General features: G+C 65.8%; 19 protein-coding genes. 10 read left to right on the top strand and 9 right to left on the bottom strand.

Features of this window, described 5'->3' with window-relative positions:
* Positions 1-73 precede the first annotated feature (73 nt).
* Positions 74-490 (top strand): secondary thiamine-phosphate synthase enzyme YjbQ, encoded by a 417-nt coding sequence (locus EQZ23_RS02120; protein ID WP_128452818.1) that lies wholly within the window; start codon positions 74-76, stop codon positions 488-490.
* A gap of 123 nt (positions 491-613) precedes the next feature.
* Positions 614-1,240 (top strand): hypothetical protein, encoded by a 627-nt coding sequence (locus EQZ23_RS02115; RefSeq protein ID WP_128452817.1) that lies wholly within the window; start codon positions 614-616, stop codon positions 1,238-1,240.
* 172 nt (positions 1,241-1,412) lie between these two features.
* Here EQZ23_RS02115 and mfd read toward each other — a convergent pair whose 3' ends face one another.
* Positions 1,413-4,883 (bottom strand): transcription-repair coupling factor, encoded by a 3,471-nt coding sequence (mfd, locus tag EQZ23_RS02110; RefSeq protein ID WP_128452816.1) that lies wholly within the window; start codon positions 4,881-4,883, stop codon positions 1,413-1,415.
* 120 nt (positions 4,884-5,003) lie between these two features.
* Positions 5,004-5,270, bottom strand: a complete 267-nt coding sequence (locus EQZ23_RS02105; protein ID WP_056410591.1) for a succinate dehydrogenase assembly factor 2 — start codon at positions 5,268-5,270, stop codon at positions 5,004-5,006.
* Positions 5,271-5,342: 72 nt separating this feature from the next.
* Here EQZ23_RS02105 and recG point away from each other — a divergent pair, with 72 nt between their 5' ends.
* The gene (recG, locus tag EQZ23_RS02100; RefSeq protein ID WP_128452815.1) at positions 5,343-7,394 is read left to right on the top strand and encodes an ATP-dependent DNA helicase RecG; all 2,052 of its coding nucleotides are present in this window, start codon (positions 5,343-5,345) and stop codon (positions 7,392-7,394) included.
* A gap of 52 nt (positions 7,395-7,446) precedes the next feature.
* Positions 7,447-7,887: a DMT family transporter gene (locus tag EQZ23_RS02095; protein WP_128452814.1), complete on the top strand. Its 441-nt coding sequence runs from the start codon at positions 7,447-7,449 to the stop codon at positions 7,885-7,887.
* Between the two features lie 2 nt (positions 7,888-7,889).
* Here EQZ23_RS02095 and EQZ23_RS02090 read toward each other — a convergent pair whose 3' ends face one another.
* The 5 genes from EQZ23_RS02090 to serS form a co-directional block, all read right to left on the bottom strand.
* Positions 7,890-8,207, bottom strand: coding sequence for a PilZ domain-containing protein (locus EQZ23_RS02090; RefSeq protein ID WP_128452813.1), 318 nt, complete (start codon positions 8,205-8,207; stop codon positions 7,890-7,892).
* Between the two features lie 106 nt (positions 8,208-8,313).
* Complete coding sequence (tyrS, locus tag EQZ23_RS02085) at positions 8,314-9,537, bottom strand: tyrosine--tRNA ligase (protein ID WP_128452812.1); 1,224 nt, start codon at positions 9,535-9,537, stop codon at positions 8,314-8,316.
* Between the two features lie 161 nt (positions 9,538-9,698).
* A complete protein-coding gene (locus tag EQZ23_RS02080; protein ID WP_240663134.1) occupies positions 9,699-10,853 on the bottom strand; it encodes a M23 family metallopeptidase in 1,155 nt (384 codons plus the stop codon).
* Positions 10,853-11,617 carry a 5'/3'-nucleotidase SurE gene (gene surE / locus EQZ23_RS02075; protein WP_128452811.1) on the bottom strand — a complete coding sequence of 255 codons (765 nt, stop codon included), beginning with the start codon at positions 11,615-11,617 and terminating at the stop codon, positions 10,853-10,855. The genes EQZ23_RS02080 and surE overlap by 1 nt, the downstream gene beginning before the upstream one ends.
* Positions 11,617-12,894: a serine--tRNA ligase gene (serS, locus tag EQZ23_RS02070; RefSeq protein ID WP_128452810.1), complete on the bottom strand. Its 1,278-nt coding sequence runs from the start codon at positions 12,892-12,894 to the stop codon at positions 11,617-11,619. Before serS ends, surE begins: the two co-directional genes overlap by 1 nt.
* 112 nt (positions 12,895-13,006) lie before the next feature.
* Between serS and EQZ23_RS02065 the strand changes: the two genes are divergently transcribed.
* The 4 genes from EQZ23_RS02065 to EQZ23_RS02050 all read left to right on the top strand — a co-directional run bounded on the left by EQZ23_RS02065 (position 13,007) and on the right by EQZ23_RS02050 (position 15,773).
* A complete protein-coding gene (locus EQZ23_RS02065; protein WP_128452809.1) occupies positions 13,007-13,447 on the top strand; it encodes a host attachment family protein in 441 nt (146 codons plus the stop codon).
* Between the two features lie 91 nt (positions 13,448-13,538).
* Positions 13,539-13,820 carry a hypothetical protein gene (locus tag EQZ23_RS19715; protein ID WP_164913361.1) on the top strand — a complete coding sequence of 94 codons (282 nt, stop codon included), beginning with the start codon at positions 13,539-13,541 and terminating at the stop codon, positions 13,818-13,820.
* A 1,015-nt stretch (positions 13,821-14,835) separates the two neighbouring features.
* Positions 14,836-15,285: an RNA polymerase-binding protein DksA gene (dksA, locus tag EQZ23_RS02055; protein ID WP_240663329.1), complete on the top strand. Its 450-nt coding sequence runs from the start codon at positions 14,836-14,838 to the stop codon at positions 15,283-15,285.
* 173 nt (positions 15,286-15,458) lie between these two features.
* Positions 15,459-15,773, top strand: a complete 315-nt coding sequence (locus tag EQZ23_RS02050) for a PilZ domain-containing protein (RefSeq protein ID WP_128452806.1) — start codon at positions 15,459-15,461, stop codon at positions 15,771-15,773.
* Positions 15,774-15,912: 139 nt separating this feature from the next.
* On the opposite strand, the gene EQZ23_RS02045 is transcribed toward EQZ23_RS02050, so the two are convergent.
* Positions 15,913-16,068 carry a YdcH family protein gene (locus EQZ23_RS02045; protein WP_128452805.1) on the bottom strand — a complete coding sequence of 52 codons (156 nt, stop codon included), beginning with the start codon at positions 16,066-16,068 and terminating at the stop codon, positions 15,913-15,915.
* Positions 16,069-16,294: 226 nt separating this feature from the next.
* Between EQZ23_RS02045 and EQZ23_RS02040 the strand changes: the two genes are divergently transcribed.
* Positions 16,295-16,492, top strand: a complete 198-nt coding sequence (locus EQZ23_RS02040; protein ID WP_206364147.1) for a DUF465 domain-containing protein — start codon at positions 16,295-16,297, stop codon at positions 16,490-16,492.
* A gap of 110 nt (positions 16,493-16,602) precedes the next feature.
* The gene (locus EQZ23_RS02035; protein WP_164913360.1) at positions 16,603-17,064 is read left to right on the top strand and encodes a DUF1465 family protein; all 462 of its coding nucleotides are present in this window, start codon (positions 16,603-16,605) and stop codon (positions 17,062-17,064) included.
* Between the two features lie 82 nt (positions 17,065-17,146).
* On the opposite strand, the gene EQZ23_RS02030 is transcribed toward EQZ23_RS02035, so the two are convergent.
* Positions 17,147-18,106 (bottom strand): nitronate monooxygenase family protein, encoded by a 960-nt coding sequence (locus EQZ23_RS02030; RefSeq protein WP_128452803.1) that lies wholly within the window; start codon positions 18,104-18,106, stop codon positions 17,147-17,149.
* Positions 18,107-18,163: the final 57 nt, after the last annotated feature.

Below are 18,163 nucleotides of genomic sequence, written 5' to 3'. Positions count from 1 at the left end.
GCTTGGGGCTCATGGGCCCCCGCCTTCGCGGGGGAACCGTGGAGCAACCCTGCGGACCGATCGTTAGGTACGCATGCGCCAAGCCACCACGATGCTCACGATCGATACCACCCGCCAGGGTCTCGTCGACGTAACCCAACCGATCCTCCGCTGGACACACGACCAGCACCTCACCGAAGGCCTGCTGACGGTCTTCTGCCAGCACACCTCCGCTTCGCTCCTGATCCAGGAGAACGCTGCGCTTGAGGTACGCACCGATCTCGAAGCCTATTTCGCACGGATCGCGCCGGAGTCGCGCGAGTACGAACACGACGACGAAGGCCCCGACGACATGCCGGCGCACCTCCGTACCGCGCTGACGCAGGTGCAACTCACGATCCCGCTGATTGCTGGTCGACTGGCGCTCGGTACGTGGCAGGGCCTCTATCTGTTCGAGCACCGCCGCCGTCCGCATCGCCGGACGCTGGCTCTGCACGTCATCGGCGACTGACCTGAATCATGAAAAATGCGCCAGTCAGGTGGCGTATTGGAGCGATGTCGTTCATCAACCGTTCCACAACTGACGGCTAATAAGCGGCGTTTCGCCGCATTCGCCGCGAACGGAGACGACACCATGTTCAAGACACCGGGTCGCAAGGTCGCACTCGCAGCGCTCGCAACGGGCGCGCTGCTGCTGGCCGGATGCGCGACCGAAACCACGTATCGGCCCGCGACGGGGCAGGGGTTCAGCCGCACCGGCTATAGCGATCGCCAGATCGAACCGGGCCGCTTCCTCGTCAGCTTCGCCGGCAACAGCGTCACGTCGCGCGACACCGTCGAGCGGTACCTGTTCTTCCGCGCCGCCGAGCTGACGCTGCAGAACGGCTTTGACTATTATCTGATGGCCGATCGCGATACCAATCTCCAGTCGCGCACCTACTCGACGCCGGGGATCGGCGGCGGGTTCGGTTACGGCGGCTTCGGCGGCTATTGGGGTCCGTCGTGGCGCTATTACGGCCGCGGCTTTGGCTGGCGCAACTGGAGCCCCTATGGTGGCTTCGGCGGCGGGTTCGGCGGCGGCTATGGCGGCTTTGGTGGTGGCCCTTGGGGCAACGACTTCGATGTCCGCACGATCGATCGCTACGAGGCGACCGCCGAGATCGTGATGCGCAAGGGCCCGATCCCGCGCGACAACATCCGCGCGTTCGACGCCCGCAAGGTCGTCGACAGCATCGGGCCGAGCGTCGTGCTGCCGAAGTAAGTGGTACCTCTGACCATCGAAAAGGCCGGGCTACCCCAGTGGTAGTCCGGGCTTTTTCATTGCTACCGTTTTCCTGCGAACGCAGGAATCCAGGATTATAGGGGGCGGCGTTCGTGACCCTGGGCTCCTGCGTTCGCAGGAGAACGATAGGGATCGTAATGATCGAACGGCGTTACCCCGCCGCCTTCGCCAGCCCCTTGGACAATTGCAGCGCGCCGTGCAGCCGCGCTTTCGGATCGCCCCAGGCGCGTTGCAGCACCAGCTTGCTGTCCGGACGCAGCCGCGCGACGCCGTTGAGCCGCTCGACATACGCCAGCAGCTTGTCGATGTTCGGCGGCGTATCGTTGTGGAACGAGACCAACACGCCGCGCAGGCCGACGTCGATCTTCGCTACGCACGCCTTCTTGGCGTTCAGCTTGATCTCGATGACCTTGATCAAATTTTCGGTCGCATCCGGCAGCGGCCCGAAGCGGTCGATCATCTCGGCGGCGAACGCCTCGATCTCCTGGCTCTCGTCGAGATCGTTGAGGCGACGATACAGCCCCATCCGCAGGTCAAGATCGGGCACATAGTCCTCGGGGATGAGGATCGGCGCATCGACCGTGATCTGCGGCGAGAAATCGCGCGGGCGCCCCGAGGTCATGCCGCCCGCCTTGGCGTCCATGATCGCCTCCTCGAGCATCGCCTGGTAGAGCTCGAACCCGACCTCCTTGATATGCCCGGTCTGCTCGTCGCCGAGCATGTTGCCGGCCCCCCGGATATCGAGATCGTGGCTGGCAAGCTGGAACCCGGCGCCGAGCGAATCGAGATCGGACAGTACTTTCAGGCGCTTTTCCGCGGTGATGGTCATCTGCCGTTCGGGCGGCGTCACCAGATACGCATAGGCGCGCGTCTTCGACCGGCCGACACGCCCGCGCAGCTGATAGAGCTGGGCGAGCCCGAAGCGGTCGGCGCGGTGGACGATCATCGTGTTGGCGGACGCGATATCGATCCCGCTCTCGATGATCGTGGTCGAGACGAGCACCTCGAACTTCTTGTCATAGAAGGCGGACATGCGCTCCTCGACCTCGGTCGGCGACATCTGGCCGTGCGCGACGACAAAGCGGATCTCGGGCACCTGTTCGCGCAGGAACTCCTCGATCTCGGGCAGGTCGGCGACGCGCGGCGTGACGACGAAGCTCTGCCCGCCACGGTAATGCTCGCGCAGCAATGCCTCGCGCAGCACGACCGGATCGAACGGCATGATGTAGGTCCGCACCGCGAGGCGATCGACCGGCGGGGTCTGGATCACCGACAACTCGCGGATGCCCGACATCGCCATCTGCAATGTCCGCGGGATCGGCGTTGCGGTCAGCGTCAGCATGTGGACGTCGGCCCGGAGCGCCTTCAGCCGCTCCTTGTGCGTCACGCCGAACCGCTGTTCCTCGTCGACGACGACGAGGCCCAATCGCTTGAAATCGATCGTCTTCGCGAGCAGCGCGTGCGTGCCGATCACGACGTCGATCGTGCCGTTCGCCAGCCCCTCCTTGGTCGCCTTCGCCTCGCTCGCGGTGACGAGCCGCGAGAGGCGGCCCATGTTCATCGGGAAGCCTTCGAACCGGCTGACGAAGTTGTTGTAGTGCTGGCGCGCGAGCAGCGTCGTCGGGCAGACGATCGCGACCTGTTTGCCGCCCATTGCCGCGACGAATGCCGCGCGAAGGGCCACCTCGGTCTTGCCGAAGCCGACATCGCCGACGACGAGTCGGTCCATCGGTTTGCCCGCCGCAAGATCGCCCAGCACGTCCTCGATCGCGCGGTCCTGATCCTCGGTTTCCTCGTAGGGGAAGCGGTCGACGAAGCTCGGATAGCCGCTGGCGTCGGGTTCGAGCACGTCGCCGGGATGCAGCGCGCGTTCGGCGGCAGTCGCGATGAGCTCGCCCGCGATCTCGCGGATCCGCTCCTTCATCTTCGACTTGCGACGCTGCCAGCCTTCGCCGCCGAGCTTGTCGAGCGATGCGCCCTCTTCCGACGAGCCGTAGCGCGAGAGGACGTCGATATTCTCGACCGGGACGTAGAGCTTGTCGCCGCCGGCATAACTCAGCGCGACGCAGTCGTGCGGGCTTTGGCCGACCGGGATCGAGGTAAGCCCCTCGTAGCGGCCGATGCCGTGTTCGGTATGAACGACGAGATCGCCGGGTGTCAGCGTGGCGAGTTCGGCGAGGAACGCGTCGGCGGATTTCTTGCGCTTCTTGCGGTGGACGAGGCGGTCGCCGAGCATGTCCTGCTCGGTGAGGACGGCAACGCCCGGCGCGGTGAAGCCGTGATCGAGCGGGAGGACGATCAGCGCGACGCCGAAGCTCTTGGCGGTATCCGAGACGCCGAGCGCCTCCTGCCAGGTCTCGGCGTGCTTGCCGCCCTTCAGCCCGTGGTCGGCGAGCAAACTACCCAAGCGTTCGCGCGCGCCGATCGAATAGCTGGCGAGGATCGGCTTGCGGCCCTGCTTGCGCAGCTTCTCGACATGATCGGCGACGGCTTCGTAGATGTTCGCCTGCGCGGCGCGCTCGGGGCCGAAGTCGCGCGGGCCGTCTACCGCGAAGTCGAGCACGGTCGCGCTTTCCGGCTCGTGGAAGGGCGAGGTGATGTGCGCGGCGAATGCCTCGGTCGCGCCCGACCAGTCCTGCGCGTCGAGATAGAGCGCCTTGGCGGGCATCGGACGGTAGCTGCCGGGTTGCGCGGCCTCGGCGCGCTTGCGGTTCTCGTAATAGTCGGCGATCGATTCGAGCCGGCTCTCCGCCGCCGCGGCGACGCCGCTGTCGCGGACCAGGACGTCGTCGGCGCCGAGATGGTCGAACAGCGTCGCCATCTTCTCTTCGAACAGCGGCAGCCAATGCTCCATGCCTGCGATCCGCCGGCCTTCGGAGATCGCCTGGTACATCGGATCGCCCGTCGCGGTCGCGCCGAACGCGTCGCGGTAGCGCGTGCGGAAGCGCTTGATCGAGTCTTCGTCGAGCAAGGCTTCGGAGGCGGGGAGCAGGACGAAGCCGTCGATCCGGCCGGTGGTGCGCTGGTCGGCGGCGTCGAAGGTGCGGACGCTCTCGATCTCGTCGCCGAAGAAGTCGAGGCGCAGCGCATGGTCCTCGCCCGACGGGTAGAGGTCGACGATCCCGCCGCGCACCGCATATTCGCCCTGGTCGTGGACGGTGTCGGTGCGGACATAGCCGTTCGCCTGGAGCAGCGTTGCGAGCTTGTCGCGACCGATCCGCTCGCCGGGCGCGAGCCGCGCGATGAGCTGGCGGATGCGGAACGGCGTCAGGACGCGCTGAGTCGCGGCGTTCGCCGTGGTCAGCAGCAGCTGCGGGCCCTTGGGCTTGCCTTGGAGTCGCTGCAACGCGGCGACCCGCTCGGCCATGACGCGCAGCGTCGGCGAGGCGCGGTCATAGGGGAGGCAATCCCAGGCGGGGAAGCTCAGCACCTCGAGATCGGGCGCGAAGAATGCCGCGGTCGAGGCGATCGCACGCATCGCCGCATCGTCGGGCGCGATGAACACCGCGCGCGTCTTCGCGGCGCGCGCGAGATCGGCGAGCAGCGACGGCTGGAACCCCGACGGCACGCCCGACAGCGTCAGCGGGGTCGTCGCGGAGAGGATCGTGTTCAGATCTGGCATATTACCTCCCCGGCGAAGGCCGGGGTCCAATTGGAGAGGTGGTCGTAACGGCGGACTGCGGTCAATTACGATCGCCCACCATTTGGGCCCCGGCCTTCGCCGGGGAGGTGCTGTACGGCGTTACTTCACGACCGTGACGTAATTGATGTCGCGCATGGCCTGCATCATCGGGCCGTTCCATTCGGGCGGGCACGGAATCGAGCCGATCGCCCAGCCCATGATGTCGACGTCCTGCTCCTCTAGCAGCGCCTCGAACCAGTCGAGCTGCTCGGGCGTCCAGGTGCGGCCATAGGTTTCGAAGAAGCCGCCGATCATCATGTCGGCTTCGCGCGTGCCGCGGTGCGAGCTGCGGAAGCCCAGGCGCTTGAGGCGGGTTTCGTGGTCCATGATATCTCCAACGCCGATTGACCGGCGACCGCTGGCGGCGGGCGTCGGCTGGGCTATAGAGGCCAGATAGTCATGCGACCCGAAATCCTCAATCCGCTGTTCGCCGAAACCCTCGTCCTGAAAGGGGTGGGGCCTGCGCTCGCCAAGCCGCTCGACCGGCTCGGGCTTGCGCGCGTCGTCGACGTCGCCTTCCATCTGCCCACCGGCTATGTCGATCGGGTGCCGCGCACAGAGCTGATGGCGAGCGATGCCGGGCGGATCATCGTGATCACGCTGACCGCGCGCGAGCACCGCGTGAGTTCGGGCCGGGGCCCGACGCGCGTGCAGGCCGCCGACATCCACGGCAATATCGTCAGCCTCGTCTTCTTCGGCGGCAGTTCGGGCTGGGCGAAGAAGCTGCTGCCGATCGGCGAGGCCAAGCGCGTGTCGGGGCGGCTCGACGAATATGGCCAGGACCTCCAGATCGTCCATCCCGACATCGTCGAGCAGGACGAGGAGCTTCGCGAGCGCGAGCCGATCTATCCGCTGTCGGAGGGGCTCACCTCGCGGCGGTTGGCGGCGCTGACGACGCAGGCGGTCGCGCGCGCGCCCGATCTGGCCGAGTGGATCGAGCCGGGGCTGAAGGCGAAACGCGAATGGCCGGGCTGGCTCGAATCGCTGGAGCGGATCCATGCCGACCCCGCGGACGCAAAGGCCCGCGAGCGGCTTGCCTATGACGAGGTGTTCGCCAACCAGCTCGCGATGACGCTCGTCCGCGCCGACACGCGCAAGCGGCGGGGGCGCGCGCTGCATGGCGACGGGCGGCTGCGGGGCATGCTCAAGCTGCCCTACACGCTGACCGGCGCGCAATCGCGGACGGTCGGCGAGATCGAGGGCGATCTCGGGCAGACCGCGCCGATGCTGCGGCTGCTGCAGGGCGATGTCGGCTCGGGCAAGACGTTGGTCGCGGCGATGGTGATGCTGATCGCGGTCGAAGCGGGCGCGCAGGCGGCGATGCTCGCGCCGACCGAAATCCTTGCGCGCCAGCATTACGAGACGCTGCGCAAGACGCTCGCCGGCCTGCCGATCGAGATCGGCGTGCTCACCGGTCGCGACAAGGGCCGCGTGCGCGAGGCGACTCTGATGGCCCTGGCAAGCGGCGAGATCGATATCCTGATCGGCACGCATGCGATCTTCCAGGACGCGGTCGGCTACAAGGATCTAGGGCTTGTCGTGGTCGACGAGCAGCACCGCTTCGGGGTCGCGCAACGCATGACGTTGCAGGCGAAAGGCGTTGCGCCACCGCATCTGCTAGCCATGACCGCAACGCCGATCCCGCGCACGCTGACGCTCGCGCAGTACGGCGAGATGGACGTCAGCCGCCTCGACGAGATGCCGCCGGGCCGCCAGCCGATCGAGACGCGGGTAATCTCCGAGGATCGCCTCGACGACGTGGTCAACGCGCTCGGCCGGCATCTGGCGGATGGGGGGCAGGCCTATTGGGTGTGCCCGCTGGTCGAGGAAAGCGAGAAGAGCGACCTCGCCGCGGCCGAGATGCGCGCGGAGGTGCTGCGCACCCGGTTCGGGGACAAGGTGGCGCTGGTCCATGGTCGGATGAAGCCCGCCGAGAAGGACGCAGTGATGGGCGAATTCTCCGCCGCGCGCACGTCGGTGCTGGTCGCGACGACGGTGATCGAGGTCGGCGTCGACGTGCCCAATGCCACGCTGATCGTGATCGAGCACGCCGATCGCTTCGGCCTTGCGCAGTTGCACCAGCTTCGCGGACGCGTCGGGCGCGGTACCGGACGGTCGATCTGCCTGCTGATGCGCGGGTCGTCGCTCAGCGAAACGTCGCGCGCGCGACTCGCTTTGATGCGCGAGACCAACGACGGGTTCCGGATTGCCGAGGAGGATCTGCGATTGCGCGGTGCGGGCGAACTGCTCGGCACCAAGCAATCCGGCGAGATGGCGTTCCGCTTAGCCACGCCCGAGATGATGGCGGACCTGCTGCAATGCGCGCACGACGACGCGCGGCTGCTGATCGACCGCGATGGTGGGTTGGAGGGAACGAGAGGGCAAGCGGCCCGCACCGCTCTCTATCTGTTCGATCGTGATGCCGGGGTGGCGCTGCTGCGATCGGGGTGAGGCCGGCGTCTCGCCGGTTGCATTCACGGGCGCACGCCGCCACGGACGGCGGATGCCCGCGCTTTTCCCGATCCTCATCGTTCTGCTCGCCGGCGTCGGGCTGGCGGTTCAGCCGCCGACCAACGCCGCGTTGGCGAAGACGTCGGGCTCGGTATGGCTCGCTTCGCTCGTCTCGTTTGCGATCGGCACTGCCGTCCTGTTTGCGATCTGGGCGGCGACGGATCGGACGATGCCCGCGACGCTCAAGGGCGCGCCAGGCTGGGCGTGGCTCGGAGGTCTGTATGGCGCGTGCTTCGTCGCAGCACTCGCGTATGCGACGCCGCGATTGGGGCTTGCATCGGCGCTGACGATCGCGGTGGGGAGCCAGCTCGTGACCGCACTGGTGCTCGACCGGTTCGGCCTGCTCGGGCTCACCGCGCAACCGATCAGTCTCGCGCGGGTGGCGGGTGTCGTGCTGGTGATCGGCGGGGTGCTGCTCGTCCGCGGCGGCTGACCTCAGCAGGCGCGGACCATTATCGACAGCATGCTGTAATAGTCGGCGAGCGGGATCGTCTTTTCGAGCTCGCAGCCGATCCGCCCGCCCAGCGACCAGCGCACGACGGCATCGATACCGCCCAGGATAGGGAGCGTGATCCGCAACCGGCCGCCGGCTTCCGGCGCACCTTCGCAGCGCGCCATCAGTCCGTTCGCCGACATGTTGACCAGCACCAGCCTCATGCTGCGGCCATCGCCGTCGATCGCGTGCGTCCGATGCATCACCTCGTCGCGGGGCTCTCCGCGATGGTCCCGAACAGCCGTGGCATAATTTCGCATCGGATGTTCCCCGGTTTTATACGGTCACCGGCTTAATCGTCTCGCGGTGAACCGCGTGCGAACGAGGATGCTTAACGCTCCGTTCTCCGTCAACAAAATCTGCGGATTACGAGGGGGTTAGCATCCCGTGCCGTTTCTTGCCGAGGCTCAAGCGGACCGGCGACGCGACGTCGATCGAGGCGTTTGGGTCCTTCACGGCCTCGCCATCGACCCGAACCGCGCCCTCGGCAATCTTGCGCCGCGCTTCGCCGTTGGACGCTACGAAGCCCAGCCCGACCAGCGCCTCGACGATCCCGATCGAGCCGCCATTCACCGAGATACTTGGCAGGGAGTCGCCCGACGCGCCTTCTTCGAATGTCTTACGCGCGGTTTCGGCGGCCTGCTCGGCGGCAGACCGGCCGCGACACATTGCGGTCGCTTCGTTGGCGAGCACGATCTTGGCGGCGTTAATCTCCGCGCCTTCCAGCGCTTCGAGCCGGGCGATCTCGTCGAGCGGCAGGTCGGTGAACAGGCGCAGGAAGCGCCCGACGTCGCGGTCGTCGGTGTTGCGCCAGAACTGCCAGTAATCGAAATGCGGCAGCTGATCCTCGTGTAGCCAGACCGCGCCCGACATGGTCTTGCCCATCTTGGCGCCGTCCGCGGTCGTGATCAGCGGCGTGGTGATGCCATAGACTTCGGTCGAATCCATCCGTCGCGACAGTTCGATACCGTTGACGATGTTGCCCCATTGGTCCGATCCGCCCATCTGCAGCCGGCAATCCGCGCGTCGCGATAGCTCCAGGAAGTCGTAGGCCTGGAGGATCATGTAGTTGAATTCGAGGAAGCTCAGCGACTGTTCGCGGTCGAGGCGGAGCTTAACCGAATCGAACGCCAGCATCCGGTTGACCGAGAAATGCTGGCCGACATCGCGCAGGAACGGGATGTATTCGAGCGCGTCGAGCCACTCGGCATTGTCGAGCATGACGGCGTCGGTGGGACCGTCGCCGAACGTCAGGAAGCGCTCGAAGATACGGCGGATCGAGGCGACGTTGGCCTTGATGCCGTCCTCGCCGAGCAATTTCCGGGCTTCGTCCTTGAAGCTGGGGTCACCGATCTTGCCGGTGCCGCCGCCCATCAGCACAATCGGTTTGTGGCCGCTTTGCTGGAGCCGGCGGAGCAGCATGATCTGGACGAGGCTGCCGACGTGGAGCGACGGCGCAGTCGGGTCGAAGCCGATATAGCCGGGCACGACCTGCTTGCCGGCAAGCGCATCGAGCGCGGGGGCGTCGGTCATCTGGTGGACATAGCCGCGCGAGGTCAGCGTAGTGAGCAGGTTGGACTGGTAGGTCATGCGAGGGCGACTAGCATGCGGCACTTCCTCCGTCATCCCGGCCCCGATCGTCATCCCAGCGAAAGCTGGGATCTTTGTGGGGCGGATGCTGGGGCTCGAACGGGGATATCCCAGCTTTCGCTGGAATGACGTGGGGGCGGGATCCCGGTAAGGTCCGCGTGCTAGCTTCGCGGCAATTGCGAAGAGGGATCGACCGGTGTGCGGCCCTTGCGGAGTTCGAAGTGCAACTCCGGCCGGTCGGCGAAGCCGGTGTCGCCCGACAAGGCGATCGTCTGGCCGCGCTTCACGCTCTGGCCGCGCTGGACGAGCAGTTTGGACGCGTGGCCGTAAACGCTGGTCCAGCCGCCGCCATGCTTGACAATGACGAGTCCGCCGAGCGCGGCAATGCCGTCGCCGACATAGGCGACGACGCCGTCGGCTGCGGCGTGGATCGGCGTCGAGATCGGTACCGCGATCTTGATCCCGTCGTTGCGCTCGCCGCTCGCGCCGGGGCCGAAGCGCTTCACGACCCGGCCATCGACAGGCCAAAGGAAGCCGCCGCTCGCGAGGCGCTTTGGCGCGGTGACCACGGCGTTCGACGGCAGTACGCGGCGTGGCGTCGCGATCGGTTTGGCGGGCGCCTGGTTACTGGCCAGCGCGGGTTCGCCGCCGGTCAGGATGTCGTCGATGTCGAGCGTGAACGCCTGCGCGCGTTCCGAGGCGCTAGGCCTGCCGCCGCCGGGCGCGTCGGGGATCAGGACGCGCTGGTCCGCGCGCAGCACGTAGGGCTCGACCAGCGCGTTCGCCGCGACGATCCGCGACCATTCGACGCCGTAGGCGCGGGCGATCGCGATGCCCGTCTCGCCGCGCCGAACCTGATGATAGCGACCGCCTGGGATCCTAAGCCGCTCGCCGGTCTCGATAGTGTAGGGCGATTCGAGATCGTTCGCGCGCGCGATTGCCTCGAGACTCGCACCGCTGCGATCGGCGACCCGGCTTAGCGTATCGCCGGGCTGGACGACATAGGTCGTGTCGGGAATCGTTTTTGCGTCGGCGCGAACCGGCCGCGCTTCCCAGGCCGGGCGCGGGGCGGGCAGGGTGGTCACTTCGCCGGTATCGCGCGCCCGGCGATCGTCAGTCCTGTCCTGCGGTGCCGGCTCCTCCGGCCGAGGCGCTGGATACTCACGCTCAACTGGCGGTTCGCGGTACGGACGTTGCGGACGACTGGCGGCGGCCGGCTGGCCATAGCCGGCGGGGCGTTCGACCTGCGGAATGCACGCGGCGAGCCCGAGCAGCGGCAGCGAAGCCACCGCCATCAGAACACCGCCGAGCCGCATCAACGATAGGCCTGGGCGAGCATATCCAGCGATTCGCGATGCGTCAGGTCGAGATGCAGCGGGGTGACCGAAACGAACCCGTCCGCCGTCGCTTCGAGATCGGTCGCGTGCGCGGGCGTCTCGACGGTCCGGCCGAGCGCGAACCAGTGATATTCATACCCACGCGGATCGGTGTTGCTGACGATCTGCAACCGGCCATAATCGCGCAGGCCCTGGCTGACCACGCGGACGCCCTTCACCGCATCGGCGGGACCGGCCGGGAAGTTGATGTTGACCAGCGTCCGAGGCGCGAGCGGCGCATCGAGGAGGGGGCGGAGGACGCGTTCACCCCATGCCGCGGCGGCCTCGAACGGGACGCTGTCGCCCATGCCTTCGCGGCTGTAGATCTGGCTCAGCGCGATCGAGCGGATGCCGCCCAGCGCGCCCTCCATCGCCGCGGAGACGGTGCCCGAATAGGTCACGTCCTCGGCGAGGTTGGCGCCGCGGTTGACGCCCGACAGGATCAGGTCGGGCGGGCTATCCTTCATGATTTTCGCGAGCGCCATCATCACCGCGTCGGTCGGCGTGCCCGCCACCGCATAACGCTGCTCGCCATGTTTCCGCACGCGGATCGGTCGCGACAACGTCAGCGAATGGCCGGCGCCCGACTGTTCCTCGGCGGGCGCGACGATCCAGACGTCGTCGGACAGCTTGCGTGCAATCGCCTCGAGCACCTTGAGGCCGGGGGCATGATAGCCGTCGTCGTTGGTCAGCAGGATCCGCATCAGCGCTTCGGCTCCAGGACGGTCAGCCCGCCAAGATACGGCTGGAGCACGGCGGGTACGGCAACCGAGCCGTCCTCCTGCTGATAATTCTCCAACACCGCGACCAGCGTGCGGCCGACCGCCAGTGCCGAGCCGTTAAGCGTGTGGACGAACCGCGTGCCCTTCTCGCCCTCGGGGCGGTAGCGCGCGTTCATCCGGCGCGCCTGGAAATCGGTGCAGGTCGAGACGCTGCTGATCTCGCGATACCGCGCCTGGCCCGGCAGCCAGACTTCGAGATCGTAGGTGCGCGCCGCGGTGAAGCCCATGTCGCCGGTGCATAGGAGCATCCGCCTGAACGGCAGCTGCAACGCGTCGAGCACGCCCTCCGCGCACGCGGTCATGCGCTCGTGTTCGGCCTCGGACATGTCGGGCGTGACGATCGAGACCATTTCGACCTTATCGAACTGATGCTGGCGGATATAGCCGCGCGTATCGCGTCCAGCGGCCCCCGCCTCGGAGCGGAAGCACGGCGTCAGCGCGGTGAAGCGCAGCGGCAGTTCGGTTTCGCTGAGGATTTGCTCGCGTACGATATTGGTGAGGCTCACCTCGGCGGTCGGGATCAGCCAGCGACCATCTGTGGTGCGGAACAGATCCTCCGAGAATTTCGGAAGCTGGCCGGTGCCGAACACGGCCTCGTCGCGAACGAGCAGGGGAGGCGAGACCTGCTCGAAGCCCGCCTCGGCGACGTGATCGAGCATGAACTGACCGAGCGCACGTTGCAGCTTGGCGGCGGGGCCGCGGACCAACGTGAACCGCGCGCCGGACATCGCCGCGCCAGTCTCGAAATCCAGACCGACCGCAGGGCCAATTGCGTCGTGTTCGCGCGCGACGAACGCGAAGCTGGTCGGCGTGCCGCGGGTGTGGACGAGCGCGTTGTCGTTCTCGCCACCACCCTGCAACACGTCGGCTGCGGGGAGGTTGGGGATAGCCGCGAGCGCGGCTTCGAGCTCGCTATCGAGCCGGGTGACGGTTGCTTCCAGGTCGGGAAGCGCCTCCTTCAGACTCGCGACTTCGGCCATCAGCGCCTGGGCCTTGGTCTCGTCCTTCTGCGCCTTGGCCTGCCCGATCGCCTTCGACAGTTCGTTGCGACGCGTTTGCGCGCTCTGCGACTCCGCGATCGTCGCGCGGCGCTGCTCGTCCAGCGCCACTAGCGAGGCGGATTGCGGAGCGACTCCCCGCTTGGCGAGGGCGGCGTCGAAGGCGGCGGGATCGTCTCGGATCAGGCGAATGTCGTGCATGGCCGAGGCTATGCCGACGGCCGGAGGCGTACGCAAGGCGGAGCACCCGGCGCAACCTCCTCGGTACGCGACGCGTTCACCCCGCATATGCACAGCCAAAAGGAGAACCTGCATGCATCTTCCCCACAAATCCGTCGTGCTCGTCGCGGACGGCCGGAAAATGCTCTTCCTGCGCAACGAGGGCGATAACGAATTTCCCAACCTCGTAGTGGAAAAGGCGCAGGAGCAGGATAATCCGGCTACTCGCGATCAAGCGACCGATTCTGCCGGCCGCGCCTCGTCTCCGCAGGGTGGTGTGCAAAGTTCGGTTGAGCCGACCGACTTCCACCAGATCGAGGAAGATCGCTTCGCCGCGGACGCCGCCGACTTCCTGAAGACCGGTGCCTTACAGAACGATTATGAGTCGCTGATCATCGTCGCGCCGCCCAAAACGCTCGGGGAACTGCGCAAGCATTACCACAAGGAAGTCAGTCATCGCCTGAAGGGCGAACTCGACAAGGACCTGACCGGTCATCCGATCAAGGACATTGAGAAGGCGCTCAAGAACGCCTGATCCCCGATGCAGAAAAGGCCCCGTCGGAGCATATCCGGCGGGGCCTTTTTCTATGCGGTATTCCGGGGCTTAAGCGGCAATAGCGGTCGACTTGGCAAAACGCTTGCGCGCGACTAGCGCCGCCGCTGCCGCACCAAACAGCAGAACCATCGGCGGCGCAGGGACGGGCGCAGGCGGGCCTCCGCTCGAACCCGTGCTGCCACTCGAACTGGCGCTGCTCGCGCTGCTCGCGCTGCTGGCACTACTCGCACTCGATCCACTCGAGGCGCTACTGCCCGATGAAGCCGAGCTGCCCGATGATCCGTTGGAGCTCCAGCCACCGTTGGAGTTCCAACCGCCGTTCGATCCCCACCCCTTGCTGCTCGATCCATAGCCGGACGAACTCGCGCTGCTGGCGGATGACGCCGAGGAGGCTGAGGATGCCGAAGACGCGCTGCTGCCTGAGGACGACACGTCCCCACTGGAGCCGCCCGAAGCCGACGAAACATTGCCGCTGGAGCCCCCAGCCGACGTCGACCCACCGCTCGACGTGGATGAGATCACGATACTGCCGCCCGATCCGCCACTGCCCCCAAAGCCGCCGCCAAAGCCGCCGCCGAATCCACCACCCAGTCCGCCGCCGAAAAAGCCGCCGCTGCCGCCCACCACGACCGGTGCGATGCCGGCACCGCCGCCGCCGATGAATCCTTCTCCGACCGGTGCCGGGACCGGAGTCGCCCCGGCCACCGTCACGATCGTGGGCGCGCAGGTAGTACGCGTCGTGGTGGTGACGCGACGAACGCGGGGGCGGGCTGCTGCGACCTGCGGACGCGCGACCCGTTTGACCAGCACGCGCTTGGCGTTGGCGGTTCGCGTTGGGCGTTCGGCTACGTGCACGGCACCACCGCCGATCAGAGCACCTCCGCACGCGCACGCGCATAATTTGGCCAAAGCCATCCGCACCGACATATCGTCACTCTTTCGTTGCCGGCACTCTCGTGTTGCCGGATCCCCGCCTGCAGCCTTGGTTTACTGCTATCCGACTAACTGCAAAACATTCCGTTAAGCGCAAGCGGATTAACCATGTGTAGAGTGGTAAATGGACCATTTATATGTCGGTTGATACCCGCAGCGAGCTTAACGTGCCGAGCTGGGACACAAGTCGAGCGAAAGTGGATCATGTCATCCGCTACTGAAGAACCGAGGGATAAGGCGGAGGCGTGAAACGGTAGTTAGTGGTAGTGTTATAAAATGTCGAAATCGGGGGTAGATGCGCAAGACCGGTCGCTTGTGGTCGCCGTGGCGTACGCCTATAGGCGCTTTCACCATTTGGGGGCGGCTTCTGGAGATCGGCGAGGTCGATCCGACGGAGCCAGAGGGAGAGTGGTATGGCGACCGTGATGAATCGTATGGACGATACCGGCAATTTCAATCGCGACCCGGCGAACGACGGCGGGCCCGACGGGTATCGGCCCGAACCCGACGAACCGTTCATGAGCCTGAAGCAGCAGGCGTATTTTCGCCGCAAGCTGCAAGCGTGGAAGGAGGCCATCCTGCGGGAATCGCAGGAGACGCTCTCGCAACTCCAGGTCGACTCTTTGCGGGAAGCCGATCTTACCGATCGCGCTTCGAGCGAAACCGACTGGTCGATCGAACTCCGCACGCGTGACCGGCAGCGCAAGCTCGTGTCGAAGATCGAGGCGGCAATCCGGCGGATCGACGAAGGCGAATATGGCTATTGCGAAGTGACGGGCGAGCCGATCAGCCTTGCGCGCCTCGAAGCCCGGCCGATCGCGACGATGACGGTCGAAGCGCAGGAGCGGCACGAGCGCAACGAGAAGGTATCGCGCGAGGACTGACGGGTCAGGCCTCGGCTGTCCGAGGTCTGCCGTTACGGACTTGTATGTCGCCGGTCAGCCTTTACGGCTTGTCAGTACGACGAACGGGCGAGGTACAGGATGCGGATGGCCAGCTTTTACCACGGTGTTAGCGTTCGCGATCGTCCGACGGACTTGCCGGGGCACGACACGCCATGACGCGGCACGGCCAAGGCTCCAGCGGTGCCGATATCGACGGCGGCAACCGACAGCGTGCACGCGACAGTTTGTTGCTGACGGCACAAATTCGCCTCGATAGCGAACCCGGTCTTCGGGAAGTGCGGGTTCGTAATCTCTCCGCTGGCGGCCTGATGATCGAACTCGACGAAGCCGCCGATGTCGGGACTCAGATCATGATCATGTTGCACGGTGTCGGAGAGGTTGGCGGCAAAGTCGCGTGGTGCACCGAAGGTCGTATCGGAATCGCGCTCGATTCGCTGATCGACCCCTCGAAGGTTGGTAACGCCTAGACCTCGGGAAAAAGTCGGATCGATCGGGTATGGGTCGGGCGGTTATAGTCCCGAGCACAAATCTGCGGTCATTGCCGGATTTCGGGAAACACGAAAATTGCTCCCCGAAACACTGCCGGGGAGCGGGGCCGATATCCGGTTACAGACTGACGATCTCTTCCTTCAGACGCAGTTTCTGTTTTTTGAGACCCGCAAGCACTGTCGTGTCAGGCATGGGGCGGTGAACCTCCTCGGCGATTCGCCGATCCAGCACGGCGTGCTTGGTCTCCAAAGCTGTCTGATGCGTCGTCTGCACGGTGGGATACCTCCTGCATTCGGGTTGGGAGACCGAGTAAACCACCGAGTCACGGAAATGTCTTCATCGGAAATGGATCATATCGATGATCGAGCCTTTTCCAGCGACGACCCGTTCGACCTGTCGTCGCCACGATACGGATACGCCCGTGGCGGTTTAGCACTCGCACCCCGCGCCGCATTTGCTAAGGACGGCGTCAGGTTAGCGGCATCAACCGGGGGACAAGGTGGACGACGCACAGGCCAGGGTACGACTTGATGGAATGCGGACCGAGCATCGCGATCTCGACGATGCGATCGCAGCACTGGTGACGACCGCTATTCCCGATCAATTGCAGATTGCGCGCCTCAAAAAGCGCAAGCTGCGTCTTCGCGACGAGATCGCGATGATCGAGGACCAGATGATTCCCGATATCATTGCCTGACGCGATATTGCCGCCGGACGAGGAAAATGACGCATTCCGGGACATTGCGCGGTTACCGGTGCATTAACCTCGCTGTTGGACGATGAGTCTGTGTGGCATCGCCGTTGACGATGACCCAGACCAGCCACGAATTGCGCATGCAGCACCGCCTGATCGATGCGCTCTATAACGAAGCGATGCTGCTGGCGGACGAAGCGCGAAGCTATTTCGACGACGCGGGGCGGGCGGACCGCGAGGAGCTGGATCCTCCGGTCCGTGTCAGTTTCAGTTGCGAGTCGCTCAAGGTGACGACCCGGCTCATGCATGTGATCGCGTGGTTCCTGACGCAGCGCGCCGTGCGGGCCGGGGAGTTGCGTGCAAGCGACGCGCTGGATCCGCGTCGGCGATTGGGCGACGCGCCGGTGACGGATCAGGCGGTGATCGACGTCCTCCCGCTTCAGGCTCGCCGGTTGGTCGAGGCGAGCATCGAGCTGCATCGGCGAGTGGCCCGGCTGGACCTGGCGCAGGATACGCGGGGCATGATCGTCAGCCCCGCGCTATCGATGCAGAACCGTCTCGCCATCGCATTCTAGGCGTACGTAGCGTCGATCATGGACAGAGGTCGGTTTTTGCCGACTGCGTACCGCCCGCAACTACCCCGAAACTACCCCGCAACTACAGCGCGAGACGGGCCCTCGCCGCGCGATACTCGCGCTCGAGCCGGTCGACGCGGAGGGCTACCGTCTCGATTTCGGTAACTGCGCCGATGCCCTGGCCGGAGCCCCAGATGTCGCGCCAGGCCTTGGGTTTGGATCCGTTACCGCCGCCGAAGTCCATCGTCTTCAGGTCGCCCTCGGGCAGCGCGTCGGGATCCATTCCCGCGGCAACGATCGAGGCGCGAAGGTAATTGCCGTGCACGCCGGTGAACAGGTTCGAATATACGATGTCCGACGCGCGGCCGGCGACGATGCCGTCCTTATACGCCTGATCGGCATTGGCCTCGGTGGTCGCGATGAACGGCGATCCGATATAGCCGAAATCCGCACCCATCGCCTGCGCCGCCAGCACCGCGTCACCGGTCGCGATCGACCCGGACAGCGCGAGCGGACCGTCGAACCACTGGCGGACCTCCTGGACGATCGCGAACGGAGACAGGCGACCGGCGTGACCACCGGCGCCCGCTGCGACCGCGATCAGGCCGTCGGCACCCTTTTCGATGGCCTTTCGCGCAAAGCGGTCGTCGATCACGTCGTGCAGCGTAATGCCGCCCCAGCCGTGTACGGCGGTGTTCAGGTCTTCGCGCGCACCGAGCGAGGTGATGACGATCGGCACCTGCCATTTCGCACAGGTCTCCAGATCGCTTTCGAGGCGGTCGTTGGACTTGTGGACGATCTGGTTCACCGCGAACGGTGCGGCCGGGCGATCGGGGTTCGCGCGGTTGTGGGCGCTCAGTTCCTCGGTGATCCGGTGCAGCCATTCGTCGAGCATCGCCTGGGGCCGGGCATTGAGCGCGGGGAACGATCCGACGATCCCCGCCTTGCACTGCGCGATCACCAGTTCGGGACCCGAGATGATGAACAGCGGCGACCCGATGACGGGCAGTCGCAGGTTTTTTAGAATAGCGGGTACGGTCATGTGCGTTTGCTAGCCCAACTCCGCGACGGCCGCTAGATGTATCGTAACGCGCGGCAA

Source organism: Sphingomonas sp. UV9 (assembly GCF_004101245.1).
In the GTDB taxonomy this organism is placed as follows: domain Bacteria; phylum Pseudomonadota; class Alphaproteobacteria; order Sphingomonadales; family Sphingomonadaceae; genus Sphingomonas.
The sequence above is the reverse complement of the archived record's forward strand: the minus strand, read 5'-3'. Positions and strand labels throughout refer to the sequence as shown.

Bases quoted from the DNA above. Each gene is read 5' to 3' on its own strand.
- EQZ23_RS02120 (WP_128452818.1), top strand. From the start codon at position 74: ATGCGCCAAGCCACCACGATGCTCACGATCGATACCACCCGCCAGGGT.
- EQZ23_RS02080 (WP_240663134.1), bottom strand. From the start codon at position 10,853: ATGCGGCTCGGCGGTGTTCTGATGGCGGTGGCTTCGCTGCCGCTGCTC.
- EQZ23_RS02090 (WP_128452813.1), bottom strand. From the start codon at position 8,207: ATGCGAAATTATGCCACGGCTGTTCGGGACCATCGCGGAGAGCCCCGC.
- mfd (WP_128452816.1), bottom strand. From the start codon at position 4,883: ATGCCAGATCTGAACACGATCCTCTCCGCGACGACCCCGCTGACGCTG.
- EQZ23_RS02105 (WP_056410591.1), bottom strand. From the start codon at position 5,270: ATGGACCACGAAACCCGCCTCAAGCGCCTGGGCTTCCGCAGCTCGCAC.
- EQZ23_RS02115 (WP_128452817.1), top strand. From the start codon at position 614: ATGTTCAAGACACCGGGTCGCAAGGTCGCACTCGCAGCGCTCGCAACG.
- EQZ23_RS02095 (WP_128452814.1), top strand. From the start codon at position 7,447: ATGCCCGCGCTTTTCCCGATCCTCATCGTTCTGCTCGCCGGCGTCGGG.
- surE (WP_128452811.1), bottom strand. From the start codon at position 11,617: ATGCGGATCCTGCTGACCAACGACGACGGCTATCATGCCCCCGGCCTC.
- EQZ23_RS02050 (WP_128452806.1), top strand. From the start codon at position 15,459: ATGACGCGGCACGGCCAAGGCTCCAGCGGTGCCGATATCGACGGCGGC.
- recG (WP_128452815.1), top strand. From the start codon at position 5,343: ATGCGACCCGAAATCCTCAATCCGCTGTTCGCCGAAACCCTCGTCCTG.
- serS (WP_128452810.1), bottom strand. From the start codon at position 12,894: ATGCACGACATTCGCCTGATCCGAGACGATCCCGCCGCCTTCGACGCC.
- dksA (WP_240663329.1), top strand. From the start codon at position 14,836: ATGGACGATACCGGCAATTTCAATCGCGACCCGGCGAACGACGGCGGG.
- tyrS (WP_128452812.1), bottom strand. From the start codon at position 9,537: ATGACCTACCAGTCCAACCTGCTCACTACGCTGACCTCGCGCGGCTAT.
- EQZ23_RS02065 (WP_128452809.1), top strand. From the start codon at position 13,007: ATGCATCTTCCCCACAAATCCGTCGTGCTCGTCGCGGACGGCCGGAAA.
- EQZ23_RS02030 (WP_128452803.1), bottom strand. From the start codon at position 18,106: ATGACCGTACCCGCTATTCTAAAAAACCTGCGACTGCCCGTCATCGGG.
- EQZ23_RS02035 (WP_164913360.1), top strand. From the start codon at position 16,603: ATGACCCAGACCAGCCACGAATTGCGCATGCAGCACCGCCTGATCGAT.